At 67.8% G+C, this 22,796-nt stretch carries 17 protein-coding genes and 2 pseudogenes; 13 read left to right on the forward strand and 6 right to left on the reverse strand.

Translation table 11 applies throughout. The features are described from left to right. Positions 1-84 precede the first annotated feature (84 nt). Positions 85-669, forward strand: coding sequence for a DinB family protein (locus tag ABZO29_RS44140; protein WP_367325831.1), 585 nt, complete (start codon positions 85-87; stop codon positions 667-669). 257 nt (positions 670-926) lie between these two features. Here the strand turns inward: ABZO29_RS44140 and ABZO29_RS44145 are convergent, their stop codons facing one another. After that, a complete protein-coding gene (locus tag ABZO29_RS44145) occupies positions 927-2,150 on the reverse strand; it encodes an RNA-guided endonuclease InsQ/TnpB family protein (protein ID WP_367325832.1) in 1,224 nt (407 codons plus the stop codon). Between the two features lie 25 nt (positions 2,151-2,175). Between ABZO29_RS44145 and tnpA the strand changes: the two genes are divergently transcribed. The 3 genes from tnpA (at position 2,176) to ABZO29_RS44160 (ending at position 5,764) form a co-directional block, all read left to right on the forward strand. Next, positions 2,176-2,592 (forward strand): IS200/IS605 family transposase, encoded by a 417-nt coding sequence (gene tnpA / locus ABZO29_RS44150; RefSeq protein ID WP_367325833.1) that lies wholly within the window; start codon positions 2,176-2,178, stop codon positions 2,590-2,592. Positions 2,593-2,763: 171 nt separating this feature from the next. Then, positions 2,764-3,486 (forward strand): IS5 family transposase, encoded by a 723-nt coding sequence (locus ABZO29_RS44155; RefSeq protein WP_367325834.1) that lies wholly within the window; start codon positions 2,764-2,766, stop codon positions 3,484-3,486. Between the two features lie 496 nt (positions 3,487-3,982). Continuing rightward, positions 3,983-5,764: a reverse transcriptase domain-containing protein gene (locus tag ABZO29_RS44160; protein ID WP_367322737.1), complete on the forward strand. Its 1,782-nt coding sequence runs from the start codon at positions 3,983-3,985 to the stop codon at positions 5,762-5,764. Between the two features lie 298 nt (positions 5,765-6,062). Here ABZO29_RS44160 and ABZO29_RS44165 read toward each other — a convergent pair whose 3' ends face one another. Beyond that, positions 6,063-6,467, reverse strand: coding sequence for a hypothetical protein (locus tag ABZO29_RS44165; RefSeq protein ID WP_367325835.1), 405 nt, complete (start codon positions 6,465-6,467; stop codon positions 6,063-6,065). A gap of 306 nt (positions 6,468-6,773) precedes the next feature. Between ABZO29_RS44165 and ABZO29_RS44170 the strand changes: the two are divergent. Then, positions 6,774-9,830: pseudogene (locus tag ABZO29_RS44170) on the forward strand (Tn3 family transposase). Here the strand turns inward: ABZO29_RS44170 and ABZO29_RS44175 are convergent. From ABZO29_RS44175 to ABZO29_RS44185, 3 genes are read right to left on the reverse strand one after another with little or no spacing between them, the layout of a single operon-like run. Beyond that, positions 9,742-11,106: an MFS transporter gene (locus ABZO29_RS44175; protein WP_367326407.1), complete on the reverse strand. Its 1,365-nt coding sequence runs from the start codon at positions 11,104-11,106 to the stop codon at positions 9,742-9,744. The pseudogene ABZO29_RS44170 and the gene ABZO29_RS44175 overlap by 89 nt on opposite strands. A gap of 53 nt (positions 11,107-11,159) precedes the next feature. Further along, on the reverse strand, positions 11,160-12,140 hold the full coding sequence (locus ABZO29_RS44180; protein ID WP_367325836.1) for a hypothetical protein: 981 nt from the start codon (positions 12,138-12,140) through the stop codon (positions 11,160-11,162). Then, entirely contained in the window at positions 12,137-12,916 is a 780-nt protein-coding gene (locus tag ABZO29_RS44185; protein WP_367325837.1) for a hypothetical protein, read from the reverse strand. Before ABZO29_RS44185 ends, ABZO29_RS44180 begins: the two co-directional genes overlap by 4 nt. Positions 12,917-13,383: 467 nt before the next feature. On the opposite strand from ABZO29_RS44185, the gene ABZO29_RS44190 reads away from it, so the two are divergent. Next, entirely contained in the window at positions 13,384-14,250 is an 867-nt protein-coding gene (locus ABZO29_RS44190; protein ID WP_367325838.1) for a hypothetical protein, read from the forward strand. 379 nt (positions 14,251-14,629) lie between these two features. Next, positions 14,630-14,909 (forward strand): annotated as a pseudogene (locus ABZO29_RS44195) (hypothetical protein); the annotation flags it as partial. On the opposite strand, the gene ABZO29_RS44200 reads toward ABZO29_RS44195, so the two are convergent. Further along, the gene (locus ABZO29_RS44200; protein WP_367325839.1) at positions 14,906-15,742 is read right to left on the reverse strand and encodes an alpha/beta fold hydrolase; all 837 of its coding nucleotides are present in this window, start codon (positions 15,740-15,742) and stop codon (positions 14,906-14,908) included. The pseudogene ABZO29_RS44195 and the gene ABZO29_RS44200 overlap by 4 nt on opposite strands. A gap of 487 nt (positions 15,743-16,229) precedes the next feature. On the opposite strand from ABZO29_RS44200, the gene ABZO29_RS44205 reads away from it, so the two are divergent. The 6 genes from ABZO29_RS44205 (at position 16,230) to ABZO29_RS44230 (ending at position 22,796) form a co-directional block, all read left to right on the forward strand. After that, positions 16,230-17,429, forward strand: a complete 1,200-nt coding sequence (locus ABZO29_RS44205) for an acetyl-CoA C-acyltransferase (RefSeq protein WP_367325840.1) — start codon at positions 16,230-16,232, stop codon at positions 17,427-17,429. A 266-nt stretch (positions 17,430-17,695) separates the two neighbouring features. Continuing rightward, positions 17,696-18,325, forward strand: coding sequence for an HAD family hydrolase (locus tag ABZO29_RS44210; protein WP_367325841.1), 630 nt, complete (start codon positions 17,696-17,698; stop codon positions 18,323-18,325). A gap of 353 nt (positions 18,326-18,678) precedes the next feature. After that, positions 18,679-19,365 carry a TetR/AcrR family transcriptional regulator gene (locus ABZO29_RS44215; RefSeq protein ID WP_367325842.1) on the forward strand — a complete coding sequence of 229 codons (687 nt, stop codon included), beginning with the start codon at positions 18,679-18,681 and terminating at the stop codon, positions 19,363-19,365. A gap of 575 nt (positions 19,366-19,940) precedes the next feature. Beyond that, complete coding sequence (locus tag ABZO29_RS44220) at positions 19,941-20,759, forward strand: SDR family oxidoreductase (RefSeq protein ID WP_367325843.1); 819 nt, start codon at positions 19,941-19,943, stop codon at positions 20,757-20,759. Next, positions 20,756-21,580, forward strand: coding sequence for an enoyl-CoA hydratase-related protein (locus ABZO29_RS44225; RefSeq protein ID WP_367325844.1), 825 nt, complete (start codon positions 20,756-20,758; stop codon positions 21,578-21,580). Before ABZO29_RS44220 ends, ABZO29_RS44225 begins: the two co-directional genes overlap by 4 nt. Next, positions 21,567-22,796, forward strand: coding sequence for an acyl-CoA dehydrogenase family protein (locus ABZO29_RS44230; RefSeq protein ID WP_367325845.1), 1,230 nt, complete (start codon positions 21,567-21,569; stop codon positions 22,794-22,796). Before ABZO29_RS44225 ends, ABZO29_RS44230 begins: the two co-directional genes overlap by 14 nt.

Raw genomic sequence — 22,796 nt, forward strand, 5'->3', positions numbered from 1 at the left:
GTCCTGTGCTTCGGCTCTGCCGGCCGTTGCCGACCACGTACGGGATCTTGAGACCACGAACGGCCCATGGAAGGTTCATGCCGCATGATCGATGAATTCGCGAAGGACAACCTGCACGGGAGACTGCGCCGGGACCGTGAGGTGCTGCTCTGGAAACTCGACGGCTTGTCCGAATACGACGCCCGCCGACCTTTGACAGCGACCGGGACCAACCTCCTCGGCCTGGTCAAACACGTGGCCACCGTCGAGGCGAGGTACTTCGGCGAGGTCTTCGAGCGCCCTTCCCCGGAACCGCTGCCCCGGTGGCAGGACCACGACGGCAGCGATCAGTGGGCGACCGAGGAGGAGACCCGCGATCAGATCATCGGGTTCTACCGGCGCACGTGGGAACACTCGGACGCGACGATCAAGGAGCTTCCCCTCGACGCCCCCGGCCACGTGCCGTGGTGGCCGGAGCCTTGTCCCAACACGAACCTGTTCGCCGTCATGGTCCATGTCCTCGGCGAGTCCATCCGGCATGCCGGGCACGCCGATATCCTGCGCGAGGGCCTCGACGGCCGGACCGGGGTGCGCGCCGAACACGAGAAGCAGATCGACGAGGAAGCCCGTGCCGCCTACCGCGCGAAGATCGAGCAGGCCGCCAGGTCGGCCGCACCAATCAAGGCGTAGTCGAACATACCGGGCAGCCTGACGTCGGCTCTCCTACCGGTACTTGCGATTTCAGAGCACCCCCGGCCACCTGATATGCCCGCGTCACTCGATGTGGGCGTTCAGTCCACCCCTTCGTCGTCCTCGTCCAGCTCGAGCGCGTTAGCGTCGCTCAGCAAGCGCAGGGCGCCGGCGGCCGGAGTCGAGGCGGTGAAGCTTTGACTTGCACCTCGGGCTGAAGCCCGAGGATTCTGGCCTTCTCGATCGTTGCTGTGCCGCTACGCGGCACGGGGTTCGGTCGGGATTCCGTGGCTTCCTGTTTCTTCGCGCTGTGCCGGGATTGCTCCTGGTCTTACCGGCGCTCCGCAGGCCGATACCGCCAGTCCGGCGGCCGTCTTCACGTTGATCGCGGCATTGGTGTCCCGGTCGTGGACGGTGCCGCAGGCGGTACAGGTCCATTCCCGGACGTTCAGGGGTTTGGGTCCGTCCTTGACGCCGCAGGTGGAGCAGGTCTGGGAGGTCGGTGTGAACCGGCCGATCTTGACCAGTGCGCGGCCGTACCGTTCCGCTTTGTATTCCAGCATGCTGATGAACGATGCCCATCCGGCGTCGTGCACGGACTTGGCCAGCTTCGTGCGGGCCAGTCCCGCCACCGACAGGTCCTCCACGGCGATCCCTTGGTTCTCGGAAATCAGCTTCGTGGAGAACTGGTGGTGGAACTCACGGCGTGCGTCAGCAACTTTGGCGTGGGCGCGGGCGACCTTGAGGCGGGCCTTGGCGCGGTTCTTGCTTCCCTTTTGTTTGCGGGACAGTTCCTTTTGGGCCTTCTTCAGTTTCTTCTCCGCGCGCCGAAGGAAGCGCTGGGAGTCGATCTTCGTGCCGTCGGAGAGGACCGCGAAGTGGGTGAGGCCGAGATCGATGCCGATGGTGCGGTCGGTTGCCGGCATCCGGGTCGCGTCGGCGGCGGGGTCGGTGTCGAGGACAAAGGAGGCGAAGTACCGCCCGGCCGCGTCCTTGATGACGGTGACGGAGGTGGGCGTGGCGGGCAGGGTGCGGGACCATTTCACCTTCACCGCACCGATCTTCGGCAGGTTCAGACGGCCACTGCCGGTGATGCTCCAGCGGGCGTTGGCGGTGAACCGGATCGACTGCCGGGCGTCCTTGCGGGACTTGAAGCGGGGCCGGCCGGTCCTGGGGCCCTTGCGGGTGCCCTTGAGGGAGGCGAAGAAGTTGCGGTACGCGGTCTCGGCGTCCCGTAGGGACTGCTGAAGCACCACCGCGGAGACCTCACCCAGCCAGGACCGTTCTGCTGTCCGCTTCGCCTCGGTGATCAGCTGCCGGGACAGCTGACCGGCCGTCGGGACCGGCTGCTCGGCCTTTCGGGCGACTTCACGGGCACGGACCGCGTCGTTGAACACGACACGGGCGCACCCGAACGCCTTCGCCAACGCCGTCTGCTGACCGGTGTCCGGGTACAGACGGAAGCTGTACCTGAGCTGCATGACCGTCACCCTACATACTTGGGTTATGGGTGAGATGCAGGAGATCAGAACTGGTCGCCACTGTGCTTTCGTGATGCATGTGCACTTGGTCTTCGTTACCAAGTTTCGGCACAGGGTGTTCACCGATGCCCACTTGAGGCGGATGGAGGAGATCATGCGGTCGGTGTGTACGGACTTCGAGTGCGACCTGGTGGAGTTCAACGGCGAGGGCAACCACGTCCACCTGCTGGTGAACTTCCCTCCCAAGGTCGCCGTGACCAAGCTGGTCAACTCCCTCAAGGGCGTCTCTTCCCGCCGCCTCCGTCAGGAGTTCCCCGACCTGGTACGCCACTACTGGCGGGCCAACAAGCTCTGGTCCGGGTCCTACTTCGCAGGAACCGTCGGCGGCGCCCCGCTCTCCGTGGTCCGGCAGTACATCGAACAGCAGAACCGGCCCGTGTGAGCACCGCCCGGCTCCGCCGAGAAAAGCCCTTGCGACGCTCCGCGCCGCAGGCGAAGAACCGCAGTGTCCGGCTCCGCCGGACCTCAGTCTCTGCGACGCTCCGCGTCGCCACTGTCAGACCGTGTTTGAGATCTGCCGTGTCGCTGGGTTGGTGTGGTCGTTGAGCTTGTTGTGAGCAGTGCTGGGGGTGGGTATCCGTCGGACCTGACGGACGAACAGTGGGCGCTGGTGGAGCCATTGCTGCCGCCGGCCCGGGTGGGACCGAAGGGCGGGCGTCGGGAGAAGCACCCGCGGCGGCAGATCGTGGACGCGATCTTCTATGTCGTGAGGACGGGATGCGCGTGGCGGCAGTTGCCGAAGGACTTCGCCCCGTGGCCGACGGTCTATTGGTACTTCACGTGGTGGCATGACGACGGAACGGTCGAGCGCATCCATGACGCGCTGCGTGGCAAGGTGCGCGAGGCTGACGGTCGCAGCACCGAGCCCAGCGCGGGGTTGATCGATTCCCAGTCGGTGCGAACCGCCGACACCGTTCCGGCCTCCACCAGGGGCTTCGATGCTGGCAAGAAGGTCAAGGGCCGCAAGCGGTTCATCGTCACCGACACCCTCGGCCTCCTCCTGGCCGTGCACGTGGTCGCGGCGAACATCCAGGATCGCGATGGCGCTCGCCGCGCGCTGTTGTGGACCCGCCTCGACCAACCCGGGGTCCGGAAGATCTGGGCCGACCAGGGGTTCGCTGGCCGCCTGGTCGACTGGACCTCCCAGATCCTCGGCCGCGAACTGGAAATCGTCCGCAAGGACCCCGATCAGCACGGCTTCCAGGTCCAGCCCAAGCGTTGGGCGGTCGAGCGCACGCTGTGCGCCACGAGGCGCTCTGTTTGTATTCCCGGCTGAGCCGGGAGGAACTCGGAAGGAGGTTCCTGGGCCAATGACTTACCTGATGCCGAAAGGCGGAGGGGACAAAAGCATGTCAGGAAACCAGTGACCGGGCTCAGTTGTCGGGGACGGTGTGCTGGGTGGCCCGCGCGATATGGCGAAGACTGAATTGTTTGAAGCCCAATCTCCAGCAGATGCAAGTTCCCATCCGCCGGAAAGACAGCTGTAACCGGCGCCGCGTTCTGCACCAGGTTTCTATAGTTGGCCGGTGCACCTCCGGAGCGCGGAGCGATGCCCAGCGAGGGCATTCAAGGAGATGAGTGGGACGCCTACGTCGCGCTATGACGTACAGCAGAGACGAACGTGGGATCGCCTACGGGACGCGAGTCCTATGGCGACGGAGGTCCCGTAGTAGTCGCCGGAGCAACGCCCGGCCAGGGAGGACGGGAAAGCCGTCCGCAGGGCGAAGGGGACCAGGTGGTTCGGACACCCGAGGATCCGGGAGGTATGCGAAATGCAGAGCGCCGCAACGGTGCTGGGTGTCCTGCGTGAACGCGGCAGGCGTGGTCTGCCGTGCAGTGAACTGTATCGACAGCTGTTCAACCTGCAGTTGTATCTGTTGGCCTACGGACGCATCTACGCCAACCATGGCGCGATGACGCCCGGGGTCACGCCGGAAACCGTGGACGGCATGTCGCAGCGGAAGATAGCCCGGATTATTGAGGCGATGCGTCACGAGCGTTACCGCTTCCGTCCGGTCCGGCGCGTCCATATCCCGAAGAGAAATGGGAAGATGCGTCCGCTGGGGCTACCGACCTGGTCGGACAAGCTCGTTGGTGAAGTCGTGCGCCTCCTGCTGGAAGCGTATTACGAGCCGACGTTCTCCGACCGCTCGCACGGATTTCGCCCCCGGCGTGGCTGCCATACCGCTTTGCGGGAGGTGTCCCACACCTGGACCGGGACAGCCTGGTTCATCGAGGGTGACATCGCCGACTGCTTCGGCAGTCTGGACCACCAGGTCCTTCTGACGATTCTCGGCGAGAAGATCCGTGACCAGCGGTTTCTGCGGCTGGTGCGGAATATGCTGACAGCCGGATATCTGGAGGACTGGAGGTGGGGAGCCACGCTCTCCGGGGCGCCGCAGGGCGGAGTGGCCTCCCCGATCCTGTCCAACATTTACCTGCACAAGTTGGACGAGTTCGTAGAGACAGTACTGATTCCGGAGTACACCCGAGGGGAACGTCGGGCCCGTAACCCGGCGTATTTGGAGTTACAGAGTCTGCTGCGGACAGTCCGTCAACACGGCGACCGACCTCTGGCTCGTGCCGTGCGTCGACGGATGACCAGTCTGCCGAGTTCGGACCCGAATGATCCGCACTACCGGAGGCTGCGTTACACCCGCTACGCGGACGATCATCTCCTTGGTTTCACCGGACCAAGAGTCGAGGCCGAGCAGATCAAGCAACGCCTGGCAGCGTTCTTGCATGATGAACTCAAGCTGGAACTCTCCCAGGAGAAGACGCTGATCACTCATGCCCGTACCGGGGCAGCGAGGTTCCTCGGCTATGAGATCACGGTCCAGCACAACGACACGAAGAAGACCGGCCGTTACCGGCGTGTCAACGGACAGATCGCTCTCCGTGTCCCTCGGGACGTGATCAAAGCCAAATGCGTGCCCTATCTCGCCCGCGGAAAGCCCGCGAAGCGAAAGGACCTCGTCAACAGCACCGATCACGCGATCGTTGCCACGTTCGGGGCCGTTTACCGGGGCATCGTCCAGTACTACCTGCTCGCCGGGGATGTCTCCCGGCTGCACCGTCTGCGCTGGGTCATGGAGACGTCCATGCTCAAGACCCTTGCAGCAAAGCACCGTTCGACCGTGCCGAAGATGGCCGCCAAGCACAAGACCAGAATCGACACGGACCACGGTCTCCGCATTTGTTTCGAGGCCCGAATCGAGCGGGAGCATAGGAAGCCGCTGGTGGCACGGTTCGGAGGAATCCCCCTCTATCGACAGCGGTCTGCGAAGATTGTGGACCGCCGGCCCGTCTGGGTGGACTATCCGCATAAAGAGCTGGTCACACGGCTCTTGGCGGACACCTGCGAGATCTGCGGGAGCACTGGTGATGTCACGGTGCATCACATCCGCGCCCTTGCCGACCTCTCTCATGCCGGATGGCCGCCGTCCGACTGGGCGCGCGTCATGCTCGACCGGCGCCGCAAAACGGTCGTGGCCTGCGACACCTGCCACGACCGCATCCACGAGGCACAGGCGGCCAGATCATTCACGCCGTGATCACTGGAGAGCCGGGTGATAGCGAAAGCGTCAAGCCCGGTTCGGCGGGAGGCCGCGAGGAAAAGGACCTGATCACAGGCACCTCGCCACGCGGCCGACCCAACGTCGTGGATCTCCGCCAACCGGCGCCTCGCTCGCGACTATGAGACCAGCCCGGCCCATTCGGAGACGATGATCCGCTGGGCGATGATCGGCATCATGGTCCGTCGCCTCACCCGGGTTGGGCCGGCATCGCGGCCTGGTCCTCGCCCGTTGACCCGGACCTCCGCCTGACGTGATCAGGCACGACCTCGGGCACCTACCTCGATTCCGACTCGTCCTCGATGAGCGCGGTCAGCATCGCGTCCAAGTCGCTGTCGCTGAGCTCGGGCACGGTCCAGTCGTTGCCCCGCACGTGCGCGATGAACCTGGCGTCAAGCGCCACGTGGTAGTGCTCCACGTAGTAGACAAGATCGGAGTACCACAGCCACCGCCCGTCGGTGAGCAGGTGCAGCCCTCCGATGACAGCGCCGGCAGGACTGAGCACGTCCGGGACGGCGCTCGGTGTGGCGATCAACGCCGAGCCACTGCGCAGGTACTGCACGAGGTCGCGTTCATACTCTGACTCATCGGCTCGCACAGCGGCCCGTAGCGACGGGCCGTCCGGCCAGCCGTGCTCCAACTCTCTGAAGTCGCCGACGAAGGGGAACTTGTCGCGGTTCACCCGCTGAGCCTAGAACACTCCCGGTGTGGGCCACGGAACGAGATCTCAAACGCGGTCTCAGATTCGATTCACCACCGGCCTGAAGGCCGGTGCACTGCGAATGAATTCCGGTAGCGGCCGAGCAGGTTCAGGTTGCGGTGCTTGAGCGGGGAGAGCCGGGTGACCTCTAAGACAGGTGTAGATGGGGCTGAGGAACATCCGTGTCAGATCGTGCGCTAAGGGTTCGCCGGGCTGTTTGGTGCTTGACCTGGGGTGATTGAGCGTCAGAGCCTTCGTGGGTCGTTGTTGTCGATCTTCGGAGAGCTGTTGTGGCGGCCGAGTTCCTGGGATGAGCAGGCGGCCCGGTACGGGTCGTTCCACGAGGCGCCCTCACGGGCGGAGCTGGAGCGGTACTTCTTCCTGGACGACGCGGACCGGGAGGCGGTGCAGGCCAAGCGCCGTGCGCACAACCGGCTCGGGTACGCGGTCCAGCTCACGAGCGTGCGGTTTTTGGGCCGGTTCATGCCGGACCCGAGGCAGGTGCCGGTGGAGGTGGCCGAGTACCTGGCCGGGCAGTTGGAGATCGAGGACGCCTCGTGCCTGAAGCTGTACGGCGAGCGGGAGGGCACGGCCCGTACGCACGCCGGGGAGATCCAAGAAGAGGGGGGGCTGGCGGGACTTCGCCGAGGTCCGCGAGGAGCTGGCAGCCTGGCTGGACGCGCGGGCGTGGACGACGGGGGACGGACCGAAGGCGTTGTTCGACGCGGCGGCGGGCTGGCTACGCGAGGGCCGGGTGCTGCTGCCGGGGGCGAGCCGTCCGGCCCGGCTGGTGGGCACGGTGCGGGAGGCGGCGAACCAGCGGCTGTGGGACACCCTGTACGGGATGCTCGGCGTGGGGCAGCGGGCGGTGCTGGACTCGCTGCTGACGGTGCCGCCGGGTGAGCGGGTCTCGGAGCTGGACCGGCTGCGGCGAGGGCCAGTACGGGTCTCGGGCCCGCAGATGAAGCGGGCTGTGGAGCGGGCGGAGGAGATCGCCGCGCTCGGGATGGGCGCCCTGGATGTGTCGGGGATACCGCCGCGGCGCCTGGCGGAGCTGTCCCGGTACGGGGTGGACGGCAAGGCGTCGCTGCTGCGCCGGCACTCCGACGCCCGCCGGTTGGCGACACTGCTGGCCACCACGGTCTACCTCACCTCACGGGCGGTGGACGACGCGCTGGACCTGCTGGAGGTCCTGATCGCCACGAAGTTGCTGGCGAAGGCGGAGCGGGAGAGCGCGAAGGAGAAGCTGAAGACCCTGCCCCGAGTGGAGCGGGCGTCGGCGAAGCTGGCGACCGCGTTCCAAGTCGTGTTCGACACCACCTCCGAGCAGGTCGACACCGACACCGGGGAGATCGCCCCACCGAAGGTGGAGAGCCTGGAGGCGATGTGGGCGGCGATCGAGCAGGTGGTGCCCCGCCACGAGCTGGCTGCGGCGATCGCCGCGCTGTTCGAGCTGACCCCGCCGCTGGACTCGGACGCGGACGAGGCATGGCGAGCCATGCTGGTGAACCGGTTCGGAACCGTCCGGCCGTTCCTGCGGCTGCTGGTCACCGTGGTGGACTTTGATGCCACCCCGGAGGGCGAGGCCGTGCTGGCCGCGCTGTTGTCGCTGCCGGAGCTCATGGGCCGCCAGAAGGTCGCCCGGCCGAGATCGACACCGGCCTGCTGACGGGGTCATGGCGGCGCCTGGTGCTGTCCGCGCCGCACCTGGAGCCGGGCACGGTGGACTGGAAGGCGTACACGTTCTGCGTACTGGAGCAGTTGCACCGGATGCTGCGCAGCAAGCAGGTCTTCGCGAAGAACTCCTCCAAGTGGGGCGACCCGCGGGCGAAGCTACCGGCCGGGCAGGCGTGGCAGCAGGCCCGGCCGACCGTGTTGGCGTCGATCAACCTACCCGGTGAGGCGGGCGGGCACCTTCGGGCGCGGGCCGCGCTGCTGGACGGCACCTACCGGGAGGTCGCCGCCCGGCTCCCGGACAACGCGCAGATCGTCTTCGACGACGATGGCCGGCTGCACTTCGCCGCCCTGGAGCCGGAGCCCGAACCGGCCTCCCTGCTGGACCTGCGGGCCGCGGTGAACGCGAAGCTGCCGCGCGTGGACCTGCCCGAGGTGCTGCTGGAGGTGTTCTCCTGGACCGGCGCCGACCAGGCGTTCACCTCGGTCACCGGCGGCGAGGCCCGCCTGAAGGATCTGCACGTCACCATCGCGGCCCTGCTGGTCGCCTACGGCTGCAACGTCGGCTACACCCCGGTCATGGGCGGCGCGGACCCGCTGAAGTACGGGCGGCTGTCCCATGTCGACCAGACGTACCTGCGGCTGGCAACGTACCGGGCCGCGAACACGACCCTCATTGAGCACCAGGCGTCCATCCCGCTCGCCCAGACGTGGGGCGGGGGCCTGGTCGCCTCGGTGGACGGGATGAGGTTCGTCGTCCCCGTGCCGTCGGTGTACGCGCGGCCGAACCCGAAGTACTTCGGGCGTCGGGGCGGCGCGACCTGGCTCAACATGATCAACGACCAGGCCGCCGGGCTCGGCGGGAAGGTCGTGGCCGGCACCCCGCGCGACTCCCTGTATGTGCTCGACGTCCTCTACGACCGCGATGGCGGCCGCCGTCCGGAGATGATCGTCACCGACACCGCGAGCTACAGCGACATCGTCTTCGGCCTGCTCACCCTGGCTGGGTTCGCCTACGCCCCGCAGCTCGCGGACCTGCCCGATCAGAAGATGTGGCGCGTCGATCGTACGGCCGACTACGGCGCCTTCCAGGACGCGGCCCGCGGCCGGGTCGACCTCGCCCGCATCGAGCGGCACTGGGAGGACATCCTGCGGATCATCGGCTCCATCCACCACACCGGAGCCGTCCGCGCCTACGACGTCATCCGGATGCTGTCCCGGGAGGGGCGGCCCACCCCGCTCGGTGACGCGATCGCGCACTACGGGCGGATCGCGAAGACCCTGCACATCCTGCGCCTGGCCGACGAGCCCGGCTACCGGCGGCAGATCAAGGTGCAGGCCAACCTCCAGGAAGGCCGCCACGCATTGGCCCGGAAGATCTTCCACGGCCGGGCCGGGCAGCTCTACCAGCGCTACCAGGAAGGTATGGAGGACCAGATCGGCGCCCTGGGCCTCGTCCTGAACGCGCTCGTGCTGTTCAACACCCGCTGCATGGACGCCGCCGTGAACCAGCTGCGCGCGGACGGCTTCGAGGCCCGCGACGAGGACGTGGCCCGGCTCTCCCCGTTCGTGCGCCACCACATCAACGTGCTGGGCCGGTACTCCTTCCAGCTCCCCGACCTGCCCGGCGGAATGCGGCCCCTCCGTGCCCCGGACGCTGTCGACGAGTAGCGAGACGCGGCGGGCGCGTCTGGCCGCGCCCGCCGCTCGCACCGTCGTGGTAACTCCATGCGTTGGCCGCTTGGACGCGGACGGCTCGGGCGCGGACCACGAAGGGCCGGGAGAAGACGGTGATGGCGATGGAGACGGCGGCCACAAAGGTGATGGCCGTGCCAGCAGTGAAGTGCTGGGCAATGCCGCCAGCGATCGCGGCTCCTATACCTTGCCACGTCATCCGGCCGGCGGACTCAACTCCCTGGACCTGGCCACGGACCGGATCAGGGGTCAACTCCAGAAGCTGCTCCTGGAGCGGCAGGGTGGCAGCGAAGCCGGCACTGGCGATGAACACCGCGGCTGTCGCCACCAGCACGGGCGGGTGGACGGCGAACAGCAGGTAGGGGGCGGCGAGCAGCAGTCGCAGGGCGAATGCGTAGCGGCGCCGCTGCTCGGCGGTGAACAGCCGCCCGACCGCAAGGTCACCGAGGAGCATGCCTGCCGATCCGGCGGCCAGGAAGACGCCGGCGTGATGGGGGGCGTAGGAGATGAACAGGGCCTCACAGCCAACGATCAGGCCATTGGGGACCCACAGATTCAGCAGAAGCGCGCGTTGGCCGGAGTGGGAGAAAAGCTCGATGTTCGTCGTCCAGGTCTGGCGCAGTCCAGGGCGCCGGGTCAGACGGATCGAGCGTTCCCGGACCGTCACCGCCACAATGATCAATCCACCGCCGGTCAGGGCGGTCGCGACGGCGAAGACCTCCTGCGGGCTCAGGTACCGCAGCAGTACGGCGCCGATGGCGTAGCCGAGGATGGCCATGCCTCCCGAGGTGATGTTCATCAGCGAACGTGCCAGTGCATAGGCGGAGGTCGGCACTACCTCGGCGAGCAGCCCCATCCGTGTGCCCGTTCCCAGGGACTGGAAGAACCCCAGTACAAGGAGCAGACCGAACCGGGCGGCGAGCGGCAGCCCTGGAACCGTCTGTGCGGCAACACCTACGAGCGAGACGCACTGGAGCGCGACAAGGGTCCGGCGAGGACGGCTTCCGTCCGCGACCGACATCAGCGTCAGCGCACCGAGTACCGTCGCGAAGGTGGCGCCGTACATGCTCACAGCGGTCAGGAACGGGGACTTGGTCTGCTGGTTGACCAGCGTGCCGAGCGCGAAGCCCGACAAGGTGCTCGCGGCGACCGTCAGTGTGAAGCTGGCGTACAGGCCGACGAATTCACGGTTGCGGAGCAGGTCACGGTAGGTGGTGGGAGGTGTGCCGGAGGCAGATGTGTCAGAAGGCATGAAAAAAGCCTTCGCGCGCACCCAAGCTGGGGCGCCGAAGGCCGACTCGTGGATCATAGCAAGTGCCCCAGTCCCACCACGGCCCGCATCGGACCGGGGGAGACGCGGACGCGGATACGCACCGGTCTCGGCAGCACCGCACATTCAACGGCGTCCTGTGGGCCGCAGCGGCGCTGGAACAGGAACGGCATCGGCGCACTCCAGAGACGTTCCAGACTGTCGTAGGCGGGGACCAGGGGCATGGCCTGCTGCCCGCGCCGGACGCGATGGATGATCGCCGTCAGCACCTCGCCGAGTTCTGGGGAGACCAGCAGCAGCCGCTCCTGGTCGAGCTTGGACGGGGCGACCCGAAGCATGGGCACGATCTCGCCGGTGGTGGGCAGCTGGTAGGCGACGAAGCGGTGGTGGGTGAGTTCGAGTGCTTCCTCGATGCGCATGCCGGTGTGGCGGAGGACCTCGACGATGGCCCAGGCCCAGAAGGCGCGTTCCTCTTCCACGGTCAGGTCCCGGCGCCGGCCGGTGGCGGGGTCGTCGGCGTAGACGCGGGAGGAAACCCCGGCGCGGCGGAGGAGGGTCTCGGCCGCCGGAGTGGTGAACGGGGCTCCGGCCGCGGTCTCCCGCCCGGTGGCGAGACAGGTCTGAGCGTCCTTGAGCTGGCGCTCGACGGCTTTGACCAGGGCCGGGAGTGCGGGCAGCAGGGTGCGGGTGCGCTGGTCCATGGCCGCTTTGAGGCGGGCGCGGGCCTCGCCGTGGTCGGTGTCGCTGTCGCGGACCGGGCAGGGCGCGACCCATGGGCCCCACCGCGTCGGCTCTTCGGCGGCCCAACGGGCGAGGTTCTGGTAGAACGTCCGGACCCAGCTGAAGACGGTGTGCACGTTGACTCGCGGCCGGATGGGGATGCCGTGTCGGTCGCGGATCATGCGGACGCGCTCCCGCCAGGCGGTGACGGTGTCGGCATCCGGTCGATGCGAGTCGATGCCCGGGTGGTGTTTCTCCAGGTCGCGCCAGAACAGTCCGGCCAGGGTGCGGGTCATGTCCTCCAGCGTGGGTAGTCGATGTCCACCGCGCGCTCGGTGAGGTAGTCGACCAGGAGGTCGCGTATCGCGGTGCAGGTAATGCCGTGCCGGTCGACCAGGGCTGCCGGTGTCAACTGCCCTGGCAGCATCACCGTCTTCAGCCGTGCTGGGGCATCAGGGCCGAAGACTCCGAGCCCTGCGAGGAGCGCGTAGAAGAGATGCTTGCCGTGGTAGCCGTTGGTCTGGTGCTCGCCGATGGCGTGCTGCAGCTCGACGCAGTCGCCGATGGTGACGTCGTGGACGGTGCCGCCCTTGCAGGTCACGATCCAGGTGACGCGGTTGAGCGCTTGGAGGCGGGATCCATTGCAGGGCGCGGGAGCCCTTGCGGATGACGCCGATCGTCTGTTCCCGGGGCTGACCCGGTCCCGACTGACGCCGAGGAATTCCGAGGCGCGCGGGCCGGCCGAGATGTAGAGGGCGACCAGCGCACGGTCTCGGTGCGAGGGCAGGGCCGCGAACAGTTCATTGAATGCCTGGTCAGGGATGCCGCGCGGGGTTCGCCGGGGCTCCTTTGGCTGGTAGGGGGCCCGGCGGGCAGGGTGCTTGAAGGCATGCATCGGGTTGTGGGGGGCTTTGAGGTGCTCGTCCTCGGCGCGCTTGGTGTTCGGGAACGGGTTGAGCAGCGGCCGTCCGTGCATGTCGCGGTGGTACTCGTAGAAGCTGCGGATGACTGCCCGCGCGTGCCTCCGGGTGCCTGCCGCGTAATTCTCACCCGCGTACCACTTGCCGGTCACCGGGTTGACCGACCCAGGCGCCGGGGCGTCCGACGCCGGGGCCGCGGCGGCTGACCAGCTTCAGCCACAGTGCGAAATCCCGGGCCTCCGCCCGGCTGGCCCGGTCCCACGGAACGTCGAGGGCCCACAGGAACCGGAACCAGGCCACCAGCGGCGAAGCTGTTGGCCTTGACGCACCTCAATGCCTTGAGGCTCACCTCTACGGAGGGCCTCGACGAGTGGAGCCTCCACGGCGGCTGACCGCTCGCCAGCACCTCGGGATTTCCTTGCAGCGCAGGGGCCGCTCAGAGTCTGGAGAAATGGCTTGTCCCTAGGCCGGATGTCGATCAGGATCACCTCATGACGACCAGAAAGGGCCATGCCCTCTAGGCTCCCCGCTCCGCTCTCCTCCGCTCGCGCGCCGCCGACCGCCGCTCACCGCAGCGCCCGATGGCCGTGACCGACCGTCCACTCAGGAGAGCCCGCCCTTGCAGAAGACCGTCCTCGTTCCCTACGCCCACCTTCCCCGAGCGCACCTCGGCCGCCACGTCCTGACCAGTACCGTCGACGTTTTCGGCGCCGCCCACTGGCTGCTTGCCGAACGCGCTCCGCAGCCCGGCGGCGATGTCCTGCCCTTTGACGCGCTGGTCGTTTCCGTCGATCCGGGCGGCAACGTCGAACTCACCGCGCTGAGCGCCGTGCGGGCCCGCTGGCCGCACCTGGACCGCCTGCCTGACGGCGGGTTTGTCGTCGCCGCGTCTCGCGTCCGCCGGTACGAGGACGCGAATCAGGTCCAAGTCTTCGATGCGCTTGGCCGCGAGACCTCGTCCTTCTCCGTCGGGGACGCCATCGAGCACCTACACGTGGACGAGGCAGGCCGTATCTGGGTCGGGCACTTCGACGAGAACCCGGTGGGAATCCGCTGCTGGACCGTCACGGGCCGACTCGCTTGGACGTCGGACGACGCCCACATCCCCGCTCTCTTCGACTGCTACGCCCTGAACGTGTCGGGCACCGCGGCCTGGGCATGCCCATATACGGACTTCCCGCTCGTTGAGATACGCCCGGACCGCACCGATGGGCCCGTGAGGGTGTGGGCGAACCGTGTACGGGGCTCCCATGCGGTGGCCGTCCACGGTGAGCGGGTCGCCTTCTACGGCGGCTACGGCGAGGAGCGGGACCGACTCGCCCACGGAGAGATCAGCGAAACATCCGTCGAGTCAACGGACGTCGGCCTGCTCACCCTGCCCGATGGCTCTGCCCCCGGCCGTCGGCGGGTTGTCGGCCGAGGTAGCAAGATCTACGTCCAGGCCGAGCCGTTCACCACCTGGGGCGTGTTCGACCTCAGCAGCTGATACCCAGCACTGGAAAGGCCATTTCTAACGCTGGCATCCCACCTGACCGCGCAGGGAGCGACGTGCCGCCGTCCTTCGTCCACCGGATCACCGAGTACGACCCCGTCGACCGTGACGAACACGGCCACTACACCGGTGCCGAGGAGGCGGTCAGTGACCATGGGCCGGTCGAAGCCGCGTGCCTCGCGGCGATCGCCGCCTTCGCGGAGGCCTCGGGCATCGATCGGCTGGAGATCCGCGAGCCCGCAGTCACCGGTTTCATCCACTTCGGCGTGGAGCCGTCGGATGGGGGACATGGCCTCGGCGGACTGTTCCCGCCCGATCTCGCTGGCTACCACGACGGGGCCGAGGTTTCGCTTCCGGTCGCTCTGGAGCTGGTCACTTCTGCGAGCCCGGCAGCCCGTGGCAGCGCGGATCGAAGGAAAACACCAACCGGCCTGCTCCGGCAGTACTTCTTCAAGGGCAGCGACCTTTCGGTCCACCCTCGTGAGCACCTTGATGCGGTAGCAGCCGAGTTGAACAGCCGCCCTCGCGTGGCGGCTGCGGGTCGTGACCAACCGCTACCCCGTGGTGGCCACGGCCGACCGGCCCGCCCGCCCGCCACACCACCGGACTGCACACGTCGGCGGAGGGCATCGGCAGTCACGAGGGTCCCCTAATCGCCGTGCGTCCGCAGGTGTTCGAGCAGCAGGCGGCTCAGCGTGTCGGGCGCCTCCTCGGGGACCCAGTGGCTGACGTCCTGGAGGGTCTCGAACCGGTACGGCCCGTTGACCCACAGCCCGGTCTCCTGGGCGGCCGTCGGGCCGAACGCGCTGTCCTGCGTGCTCCAGACGTACAGCGTGGGCACGTCGATGACGCCGATCGCGCCCTCGGGACGGCCGGACCGGTACCAGTTCAGCGCGGCGGTGAGAGCGCCCGGCTGGGACAGGTGCCGCACGTAGGCTTCAATACTGTCCTGCGGGACCTTTCCGGCGTAAGCGGCGCGAAGCTCCTCGGCGTTGTTGGCGAGCATGCGCTCTTCAGTCGCCGGCGTTTCGCGCCAGTCGATCATGTAGTGCGATCGCTGGCGCTGGTCCTGGTCGGTGCGCAGGGTGGTGGCCAGAGCGCCGGGGTGCGGGGTCGAGACAACCGTCAGGGTACGTACGCGGCCGGGGTGGCCATCGGCGGTCCACCACGCCACCGCGCCTCCCCAGTCATGGCCGACCAGGTCGAACGACGCCCAGCCGAGTTCCTCCGTGATGGCGACCACATCGTCGACCAGGACGCTGATGCGGTAGTCCTCGGGCTGTTCGGGGCGGGCGCCGGGGGAGTACCCGCGCTGGTCGGGTGCCACCACCCGGCAGCCGTGGGCGGCCAACGCCGCGATCTGTCGCTGCCACGCCCGCCCCGTCTGCGGGAAGCCGTGCAGCAGCAGCACTGGGCGGCCCTCGGGCGGGCCCGCCACGAGCGCGTCGAACACGCCCGCAGCAGTGGAGATGCTCAGGTGGGTCACGATCCACCCTCTCATACCGACTGGTCGGTCAGCTTTCAGTCGTGGAAATGGATTGTCAAGGCATAGAGCAGTGCGTGTTCCCGCAACCGCGGCCGCGCGCCGCACTTTTGGGCGGGTCTCGCGTAGGTATGGCGGATTCCGGCCCGGGGAAGGCCGCCTGTGCGGGCCGCCCTCTGGAGGGGATGTCGGGGATGCGATGCTCCCGGCACGCTCGGTCCCGGCTCGCGACCCTTGCATCCCCGAGCGCCTCAATGTCTAGTTGAACATGACGCCGAATTCAACTATAAACGACCGGCAGGCCAGCTTCCCCTCTCCGCCTGCAGCCGTGGGCGCACGTCGTCTGTGAAGGACGAGGCAGTCACTGGCTGCTCATGCCAGCCGGGGAATTAGGCAAGGCCGACGCGCATCCAGCCGGGCTCATGGAGTTCGGGATTCCAGCCCTGAAGCTCCCACAGGAACCGGACCGACAAGCAAGCAGTGAGGCGACATGAGGGAAGCAGTCATCGTTTCGACGGCACGGACGCCGATCGGGAAGGCGTACCGCGGCGCGTTCAACGACACCCAGGCGCAGGAACTTGCCGCCCATGCTCTCTCCCACACCGTACGGCGCGCCGGGCTCGAGGGCGGCGAGGTCGAGGATGTGATCTTCGGCTGTGCCGTGCAGCAGGGGGCATCCGGTTTCAACGTCGCGCGTCAGGCCGTTCTTCGTGCCGGACTTCCGGACTCCGTGTCGGGGATGACGATCGACCGGCAGTGTTCGTCGGGCCTGATGGCCATTGCGACGGCCGCCAAGCAGATTGTCGCGGACGGCATGCAGGTCGCTGTCGGAGGCGGCGTCGAGTCGATCTCCCTGGTGCAGAACGAGCACATGAACACCCACCGCATGACGGATCCCTGGCTGGTCGAGCGCAAGCCGAGTATCTACATGCCGATGTTGCAGACGGCGGAGATCGTCGCCGAGCGTTATGGCGTGAGCCGGGAACGCCAGGACGAGTTCGCGCTGGTGTCACAGCAGCGCACCGCGGCGGCGCAGGAGGCCGGCCGGTTCGACCGGGAGATCGTCGCGCTCGACAGCGTCAAGAAGGTCCTGGACAAGCAGTCCGGGAAGGTGCGGGACGAAAAGGTGACCCTGACCCGGGACGAGGGCAACCGTGCGTCGACAACGCTCGAAGGCCTGGCCGGGTTGGCGCCGGTGCTGCCCGACGGTCAGGTGAGTGCGCATTCCAGCGTGACGGCGGGCAACTCCTCGCAGTTGTCGGACGGGGCTTCGGCGTCGGTCCTGATGGAGTCGAGGGAGGCTGAGCGCCGCGGACTGGAACCGCTGGGTGTCTACCGGGGTATGGCAGTCGCCGGGTGCGGCCCGGACGAGATGGGCATCGGGCCGGTGTTCGCCATTCCGAAGCTGCTGAAGCAGCACGATCTCACCATCGACGACATCGGCCTGTGGGAGCTGAACGAGGCGTTCGCTTCCCAGGCGTTGTACTGCCGGGACGAGCTGCACATCGACCCCGAGCGGTTCAACGTCAACGGCGGCGCGATCTCGGTCGGTCATCCGTACGGAATGACCGGCGCCCGCCTGGTGGGGCATGCGCTCATCGAGGGCAAGCGCCGTGGCGTCCGGTATGTGGTCATCTCGATGTGCGTCGGCGGCGGAATGGGCGCGGCCGGACTGTTCGAGGTCGTCTGAGGTCTGCGTCCCGGCTGGGCGCCGCCGAGCCGGGGCGGCCGGTGGTCGTGGCGCGGGCCTCCCTCTGAGCCTCCGCGTCCCCTGCCTCCCTGTACGGGGCTTGGGCCGGGCCGCCGGCGTCGCGGAGTCGACCCAAAGGGCCCGCGCCCTTCTCCTCCCGCGGGCTTCTGCGAGGCCGCGCGACGAGGGCCCACGGGGCGTAGCTGCTGTGGCATGAGGCCGGTGGAGAGCCGGCCGAGAGAGAGGGTGTGGATATTGTGTTGACCGTGGTGGAAGGGGCCCGTACCGCGGTCCTCGTGGACTTCGGCGGAGTCATCACCTCCAGTGTGCTGCAGGCGTTCACCGACTTCGGCGCCTCCCTCGGCGGCGACCCACGCCTGCCGCTGGACCTCCTCAGCCGGGACGAGCCCTCACGGACCCTCCTGGCCGACCACGAGTGCGGCCGTATCGACGCCGAAGCCTTCGAGCGAGGGTTCGCCGAGCGCCTCCGCGCCCATGGCGCCGCCGTAGAGGCGGAGGGGCTCACGGCCCGGATGCAAGCGGGAATGTCGATCGACCAGGACGTGCTCGCCCTGCTCGATGATCTCCGCGCCGCCGGGTATCCCGTTGCGCTGGTATCCAATTCGTTCGGAACCGGAACCTACGACGGAGTCGACCTCGCCGCTGTGGCCGACGCGGTCGTCATCTCCTCCGAGGTCGGGATCCGCAAGCCGTCCCGGCGGATATACGCGATCGCATGTGAACGCCTCGGCATCACCCCCGAGAAGGCAGTCATGATCGACGATCTCCAGCAGAACCTGGACGGAGCGGGGCGGATCGGCATCGGGGGCGTGCTGCACATCAGTGCCACTGACACCCGCCGTCAACTCGCAGAACACTTCAGGATCACGGCCTGACCAATCGACAGGTTGCGGGCGACCGACCGCGCCCCGGGTCGGCGCCGCCCTCGGTCGAGCCGCAGTACTCGCGCACGCCGAGTGTGGCGCTCTGCCTTCCTGCCGTCCGTGTCACCCCGGCCCGCCCAGGCGTCCGGACGAGCCGGCCGTACGGGGTTCGGCGGCATCGCCGTCGTCCACGGCTAGATGCCTGGGCGCTACGCGGATGGCCATGGCGCCGCATGCCCGTGTGGTCAAGTGCGTTGAGCGGGCCGCTTCGGCTGCTCACGGCGGGAGGAGGCGGAGGTGTACTTCCCCGACCCGCGCACCCCACGCTTATGATACTGGCGTCGGATTCAAGTACACTTCGGGGGATGGACACCACTGCGCCCGAGGACAGCGAGAAGGCACCTCCGGTGGCGCCCCTCTCCCCACTTCGTGAGCCGCCGACGACGAAGCGCGGAGCACGCACACGCGCCGCTTTGGTGAAGGCCGCGCGGAAGGTGTTCGAGCGGGACGGCTACCTCGACACCCGCCTCGTCGACATCGCCAAAGAAGCCGGATGCGCGGCGGGATCCTTCTACACCTATTTCGCCAGCAAGGAAGAGGTGCTTGCCGCCGTCCTCCTGGAAGCCCAAGAGGACATGCTGCATCCCGGCATGGGCCGGGTGCAGGGTACCGACGATCCGTATGCGGTACTCGAGGCGAGCAATCGCGCATATCTCGAGGCGTACAAGCGCAACGCGAAGCTGATGGCACTGCTTGAGCAAGTCGCACAAGTGGAGCCGCAGTTCCGTGAGTTCCGAAGCCGGCGCGCGGATGCGTTCATCCGCCGCAATGCCCGTGGCATCGCTGACCTGCAGGCGCGGGGCGTCGCAGATCGTGAGGTCGATCCGATGATGGCCTCGCGTGCGCTGTCGGGCATGGTCAGCGTCATGGCCTACAACGCGTTTGTGCTCGGCGAAGGGCAAGAGGACGGTACGTCGGTGGACTTCGGGGAGCTCGTGTCCACGGTCACCCGGCTCTGGGCGAACGCCCTCCGGTTCCCCGGCCACCGCTGATCCGGGAGCAGCGCCGACAACAGGGGAGCCTGCCGCCTACGAGCGTCCGCCGGTCCTGGAGCCCGCATCGGCGGCGAGGACCAGCTTGCGCGCGCCTTCACGCTCGACCCCTCACTCGTCGCATCCGGCACTGCCGCCTACCCTTCAGTCCTTCTCGTCGCCCCCGCGGACGTGACGCGTCCGGGTGGATGGGTAAGCCGACCGGTCAAGGGGCGGGGAACCGCCGACCGGTCGGGGCGCGGCTCCGGTGCCTGGCCGTAGCCGTCGTCAAGGCTCGGGCGACGTCGAACTGGAGCACCTGCGACGACACGGCCAGCGGGCGGCCGAATGAGAGGCGGGAGCCGGTGCGTGATGGTGCCGGTCAGCGCTCGTGCCCGCTGGGCGCGGGGCGGCGATACCCATCTTCGATCTTCTGGGCGCAGTTCAGGGGCGTGACGCGGCCCCTCCGCGTGGTGATCCGCGCATCGACCATTGAACCTGACGTCGGATTCAACTATATATGGGGAACCAACCACGGTCACATGTCTCGGCGCAGTGCTCTGACACTGCATGCCCTGCCACGGAGAGGGTTCGCCGTGAACGTTGCAGAAAGAGTCGCCATCGTCACCGGTGGTGGTGGCGGCATTGGCAGCGCGCTGGTCGCGCGGCTTGCTCGCGAGGGTGCCCGGGTCGTCGTCGCGGACCTCGATGCGGCCGGCGCGCGGGCGGTGTCGGAGAGGGTCAACGCCGACCATCCTGGAGGCACGGTCAGCACTGGCGCGGACGTGTCAGACACTGCCCAGATCCAGCAGCTGATCGCCCTGGCGGAGAACGCGTTCGGCCCGGTCGACCTCTACTTCGCCAACGCGGGCATCGCGGGTGCGCCGGGCATCGACGCGAGCGAGCGGGACTGGGACCTCTCGATCGACGTCAACCTTCGCGCTCACATCCGTGCGGCAAGACTGCTGTTGCCGCGGTGGCTCGAGCGCGGGCAGGGCTACTTCGTCAGCACCGCCTCGGCCGCCGGGCTGCTCACCCAGATCGGCTCCGCCACCTACGCCGTCACCAAGCACGCCGCCGTCGGCTTCGCCGAGTGGCTGAGTGTCACCTACGGCGATCGCGGGCTGCGGGTCAGCTGTCTGTGCCCGATGGGGGTGAACACCCGGATGCTGTCGGCCGGGAAGGACTCCGGGGACGCACTGGGACGAGCGGCCACGCAAGCCGTCACATCCGCGGGCGACGTCCTGGAGCCGGCCGAGGTCGCCGACGCCGTCCTGGCCGCGATCGCCGATGAGCGCTTCCTGATCCTGCCGCACGAAGAGGTGCTGGACATGTACCGGCACAAGGGCGCGGACTACGACCGGTGGTTGCGCGGGATGCGCCGCTACCAGAGCTCCCTGCTGGGTCAGGCATGACCGGGGCGCCGGGTGAGCTCGTCCTGGCCGAACACCGCGGGCCGGTGCTGGTACTCACGTTCAATCGGCCCGCCAAGCTGAATGCCTGGACCGAGGAACTCGAAGACCGTTATTTCGAGCTCCTCGACGCCGCCGAGGACGACTCGGACGTACGTGCCGTCGTGGTCACCGGTGCGGGGCGCGGATTCTGCGCCGGCGCCGATCTGCAACGGCTGCAGGCGGTCGGCGAGATCGACGAGGTCTCCGCGGCGGAGAGGGCGCTGCGCCGCCCGCGTGACGTGCCGCTGAGCTTGCGCAAACCGCTGATCGGTGCGGTCAATGGGGTGGCCGACGGCCTGGGCGTGGTGGAGGCGCTCTACTGCGACATCCGCTTCGGCTCGCCCTCGGCCCGGTTCACCACGGCATTCGCGCAACGCGGACTCGTCGCCGAGTACGGGATCTCCTGGCTGTTGCCCCGGCTGGTGGGGCACAGCCGGGCCACCGACCTGCTGCTGTCGAGTCGCATGGTGGACGCCGAGGAGGCGCTGCGTATCGGACTCCTCGACCACCTGGTCCGCACCGGCAGCGTGGTCGATGCCGCTGTCGCCTATGCCGCCGATCTGGCGACGCGCTGCTCTCCGGGATCCATGGCCACGATCAAGAGCCAACTGCACAACGACGCGGAGAGCACTTACGCCGACTCCGTGACCCGCGCGGAGAGGCTCATGCTCCAGGCCTTCTGCGGGACCGATGTCGTCGAAGGCGTGGCCAGCCACCTGGGAAAGCGCCCGCCGAGCTTTCCTTCCCTTCCCCCCGTCAGGAGTACAGATGTCCCTGTTTGAGCCGTCGGACCGCGCCAAGAAGTACCAGGCGGACCTGCTGGAGTTCATGGACTCGCACGTCTACCCCGCCGAGCCGGTGTACCACGAGCAGATGCGCGCCTCCGGTGACCCGCACTTCCATCCGCCGATCATTGAGGAACTCAAGGCGGAGGCGCGGGGGCGCGGACTGTGGAACCTCTTCCACCCGCACCCGCAGTGGGGGCCGGGGCTGACGAACCTCGAGTACGCGCCGCTGGCGGAGATCATGGGACGCAGTCACATCGCTTCGGAGGCGTGCAATTGCAATGCCCCGGACACCGGCAACATGGAGGTGCTCACCCTCTTCGGCACCGACGAGCACAGGGAGAAGTACCTCAAGCCGTTGCTCGAAGGCACCATGGCATCGGCGTTCGCGATGACCGAGCCGGCCGTGGCCAGTTCTGACGCCACCAACATCGAGCTGCGCATGGAGCGCGACGGCGACGAGTACCTCCTCAACGGCCGCAAGTGGTTCGCCTCGAACGCGATGCACAAGAACTGCAGGGTGCTCATCGTCATGGGCAAGACCGACCCCACGGCGGCCCCGCATCGCCAGCAGTCGATGATGGTCGTCCCGATCGACGCCCCCGGGGTCACCGTGGTCCGGAACCTCCCGGTGTTCGGGTACGCGGATCGAGAGGGCCACGCGGAGATCATCTTCGAGAATGTGCGTGTGCCGATCAAGGATGTCCTCAAAGGTGAGGGCGAGGGTTTCGCGATCAGCCAGGCCCGGCTCGGGCCCGGTCGCATCCACCACTGCATGCGGGCGATCGGCGCGGCCGAGCGGGCGCTGGAGTTGATGTGCCGGCGAGCCCAGTCCCGGGTGACCTTTGGTTCTCCGGTCGCCGAACGGTCCAACATCCAGGACTGGATCGCGGAAGCGCGCATCGACATCGAGATGATCCGCCTGCTCACGCTCAAGGCGGCGTACCTGATGGACACGGTCGGGAACAAGGAAGCGCGCACCGAGATCGCGGCCATCAAGGTTGCCGCCCCGAACATCGCGCTGAAGATCGTCGACCGAGCGATCCAGGTACACGGGGGAGCGGGAGTGACGGACGACTTCCCGTTGGCGATGATGTACGCGCATCTGCGGACGTTGCGGCTGGCGGACGGTCCCGACGAGGTCCACAAGCGGGCCATCGCCAAGCAGGAACTGCGGCAGTACCGCGACGCCGCAACGGCAGTGGCGGGTTGA

The sequence above is a fragment of the Streptomyces sp. HUAS ZL42 genome, assembly GCF_040782645.1.
GTDB lineage: Bacteria > Actinomycetota > Actinomycetes > Streptomycetales > Streptomycetaceae > Streptomyces.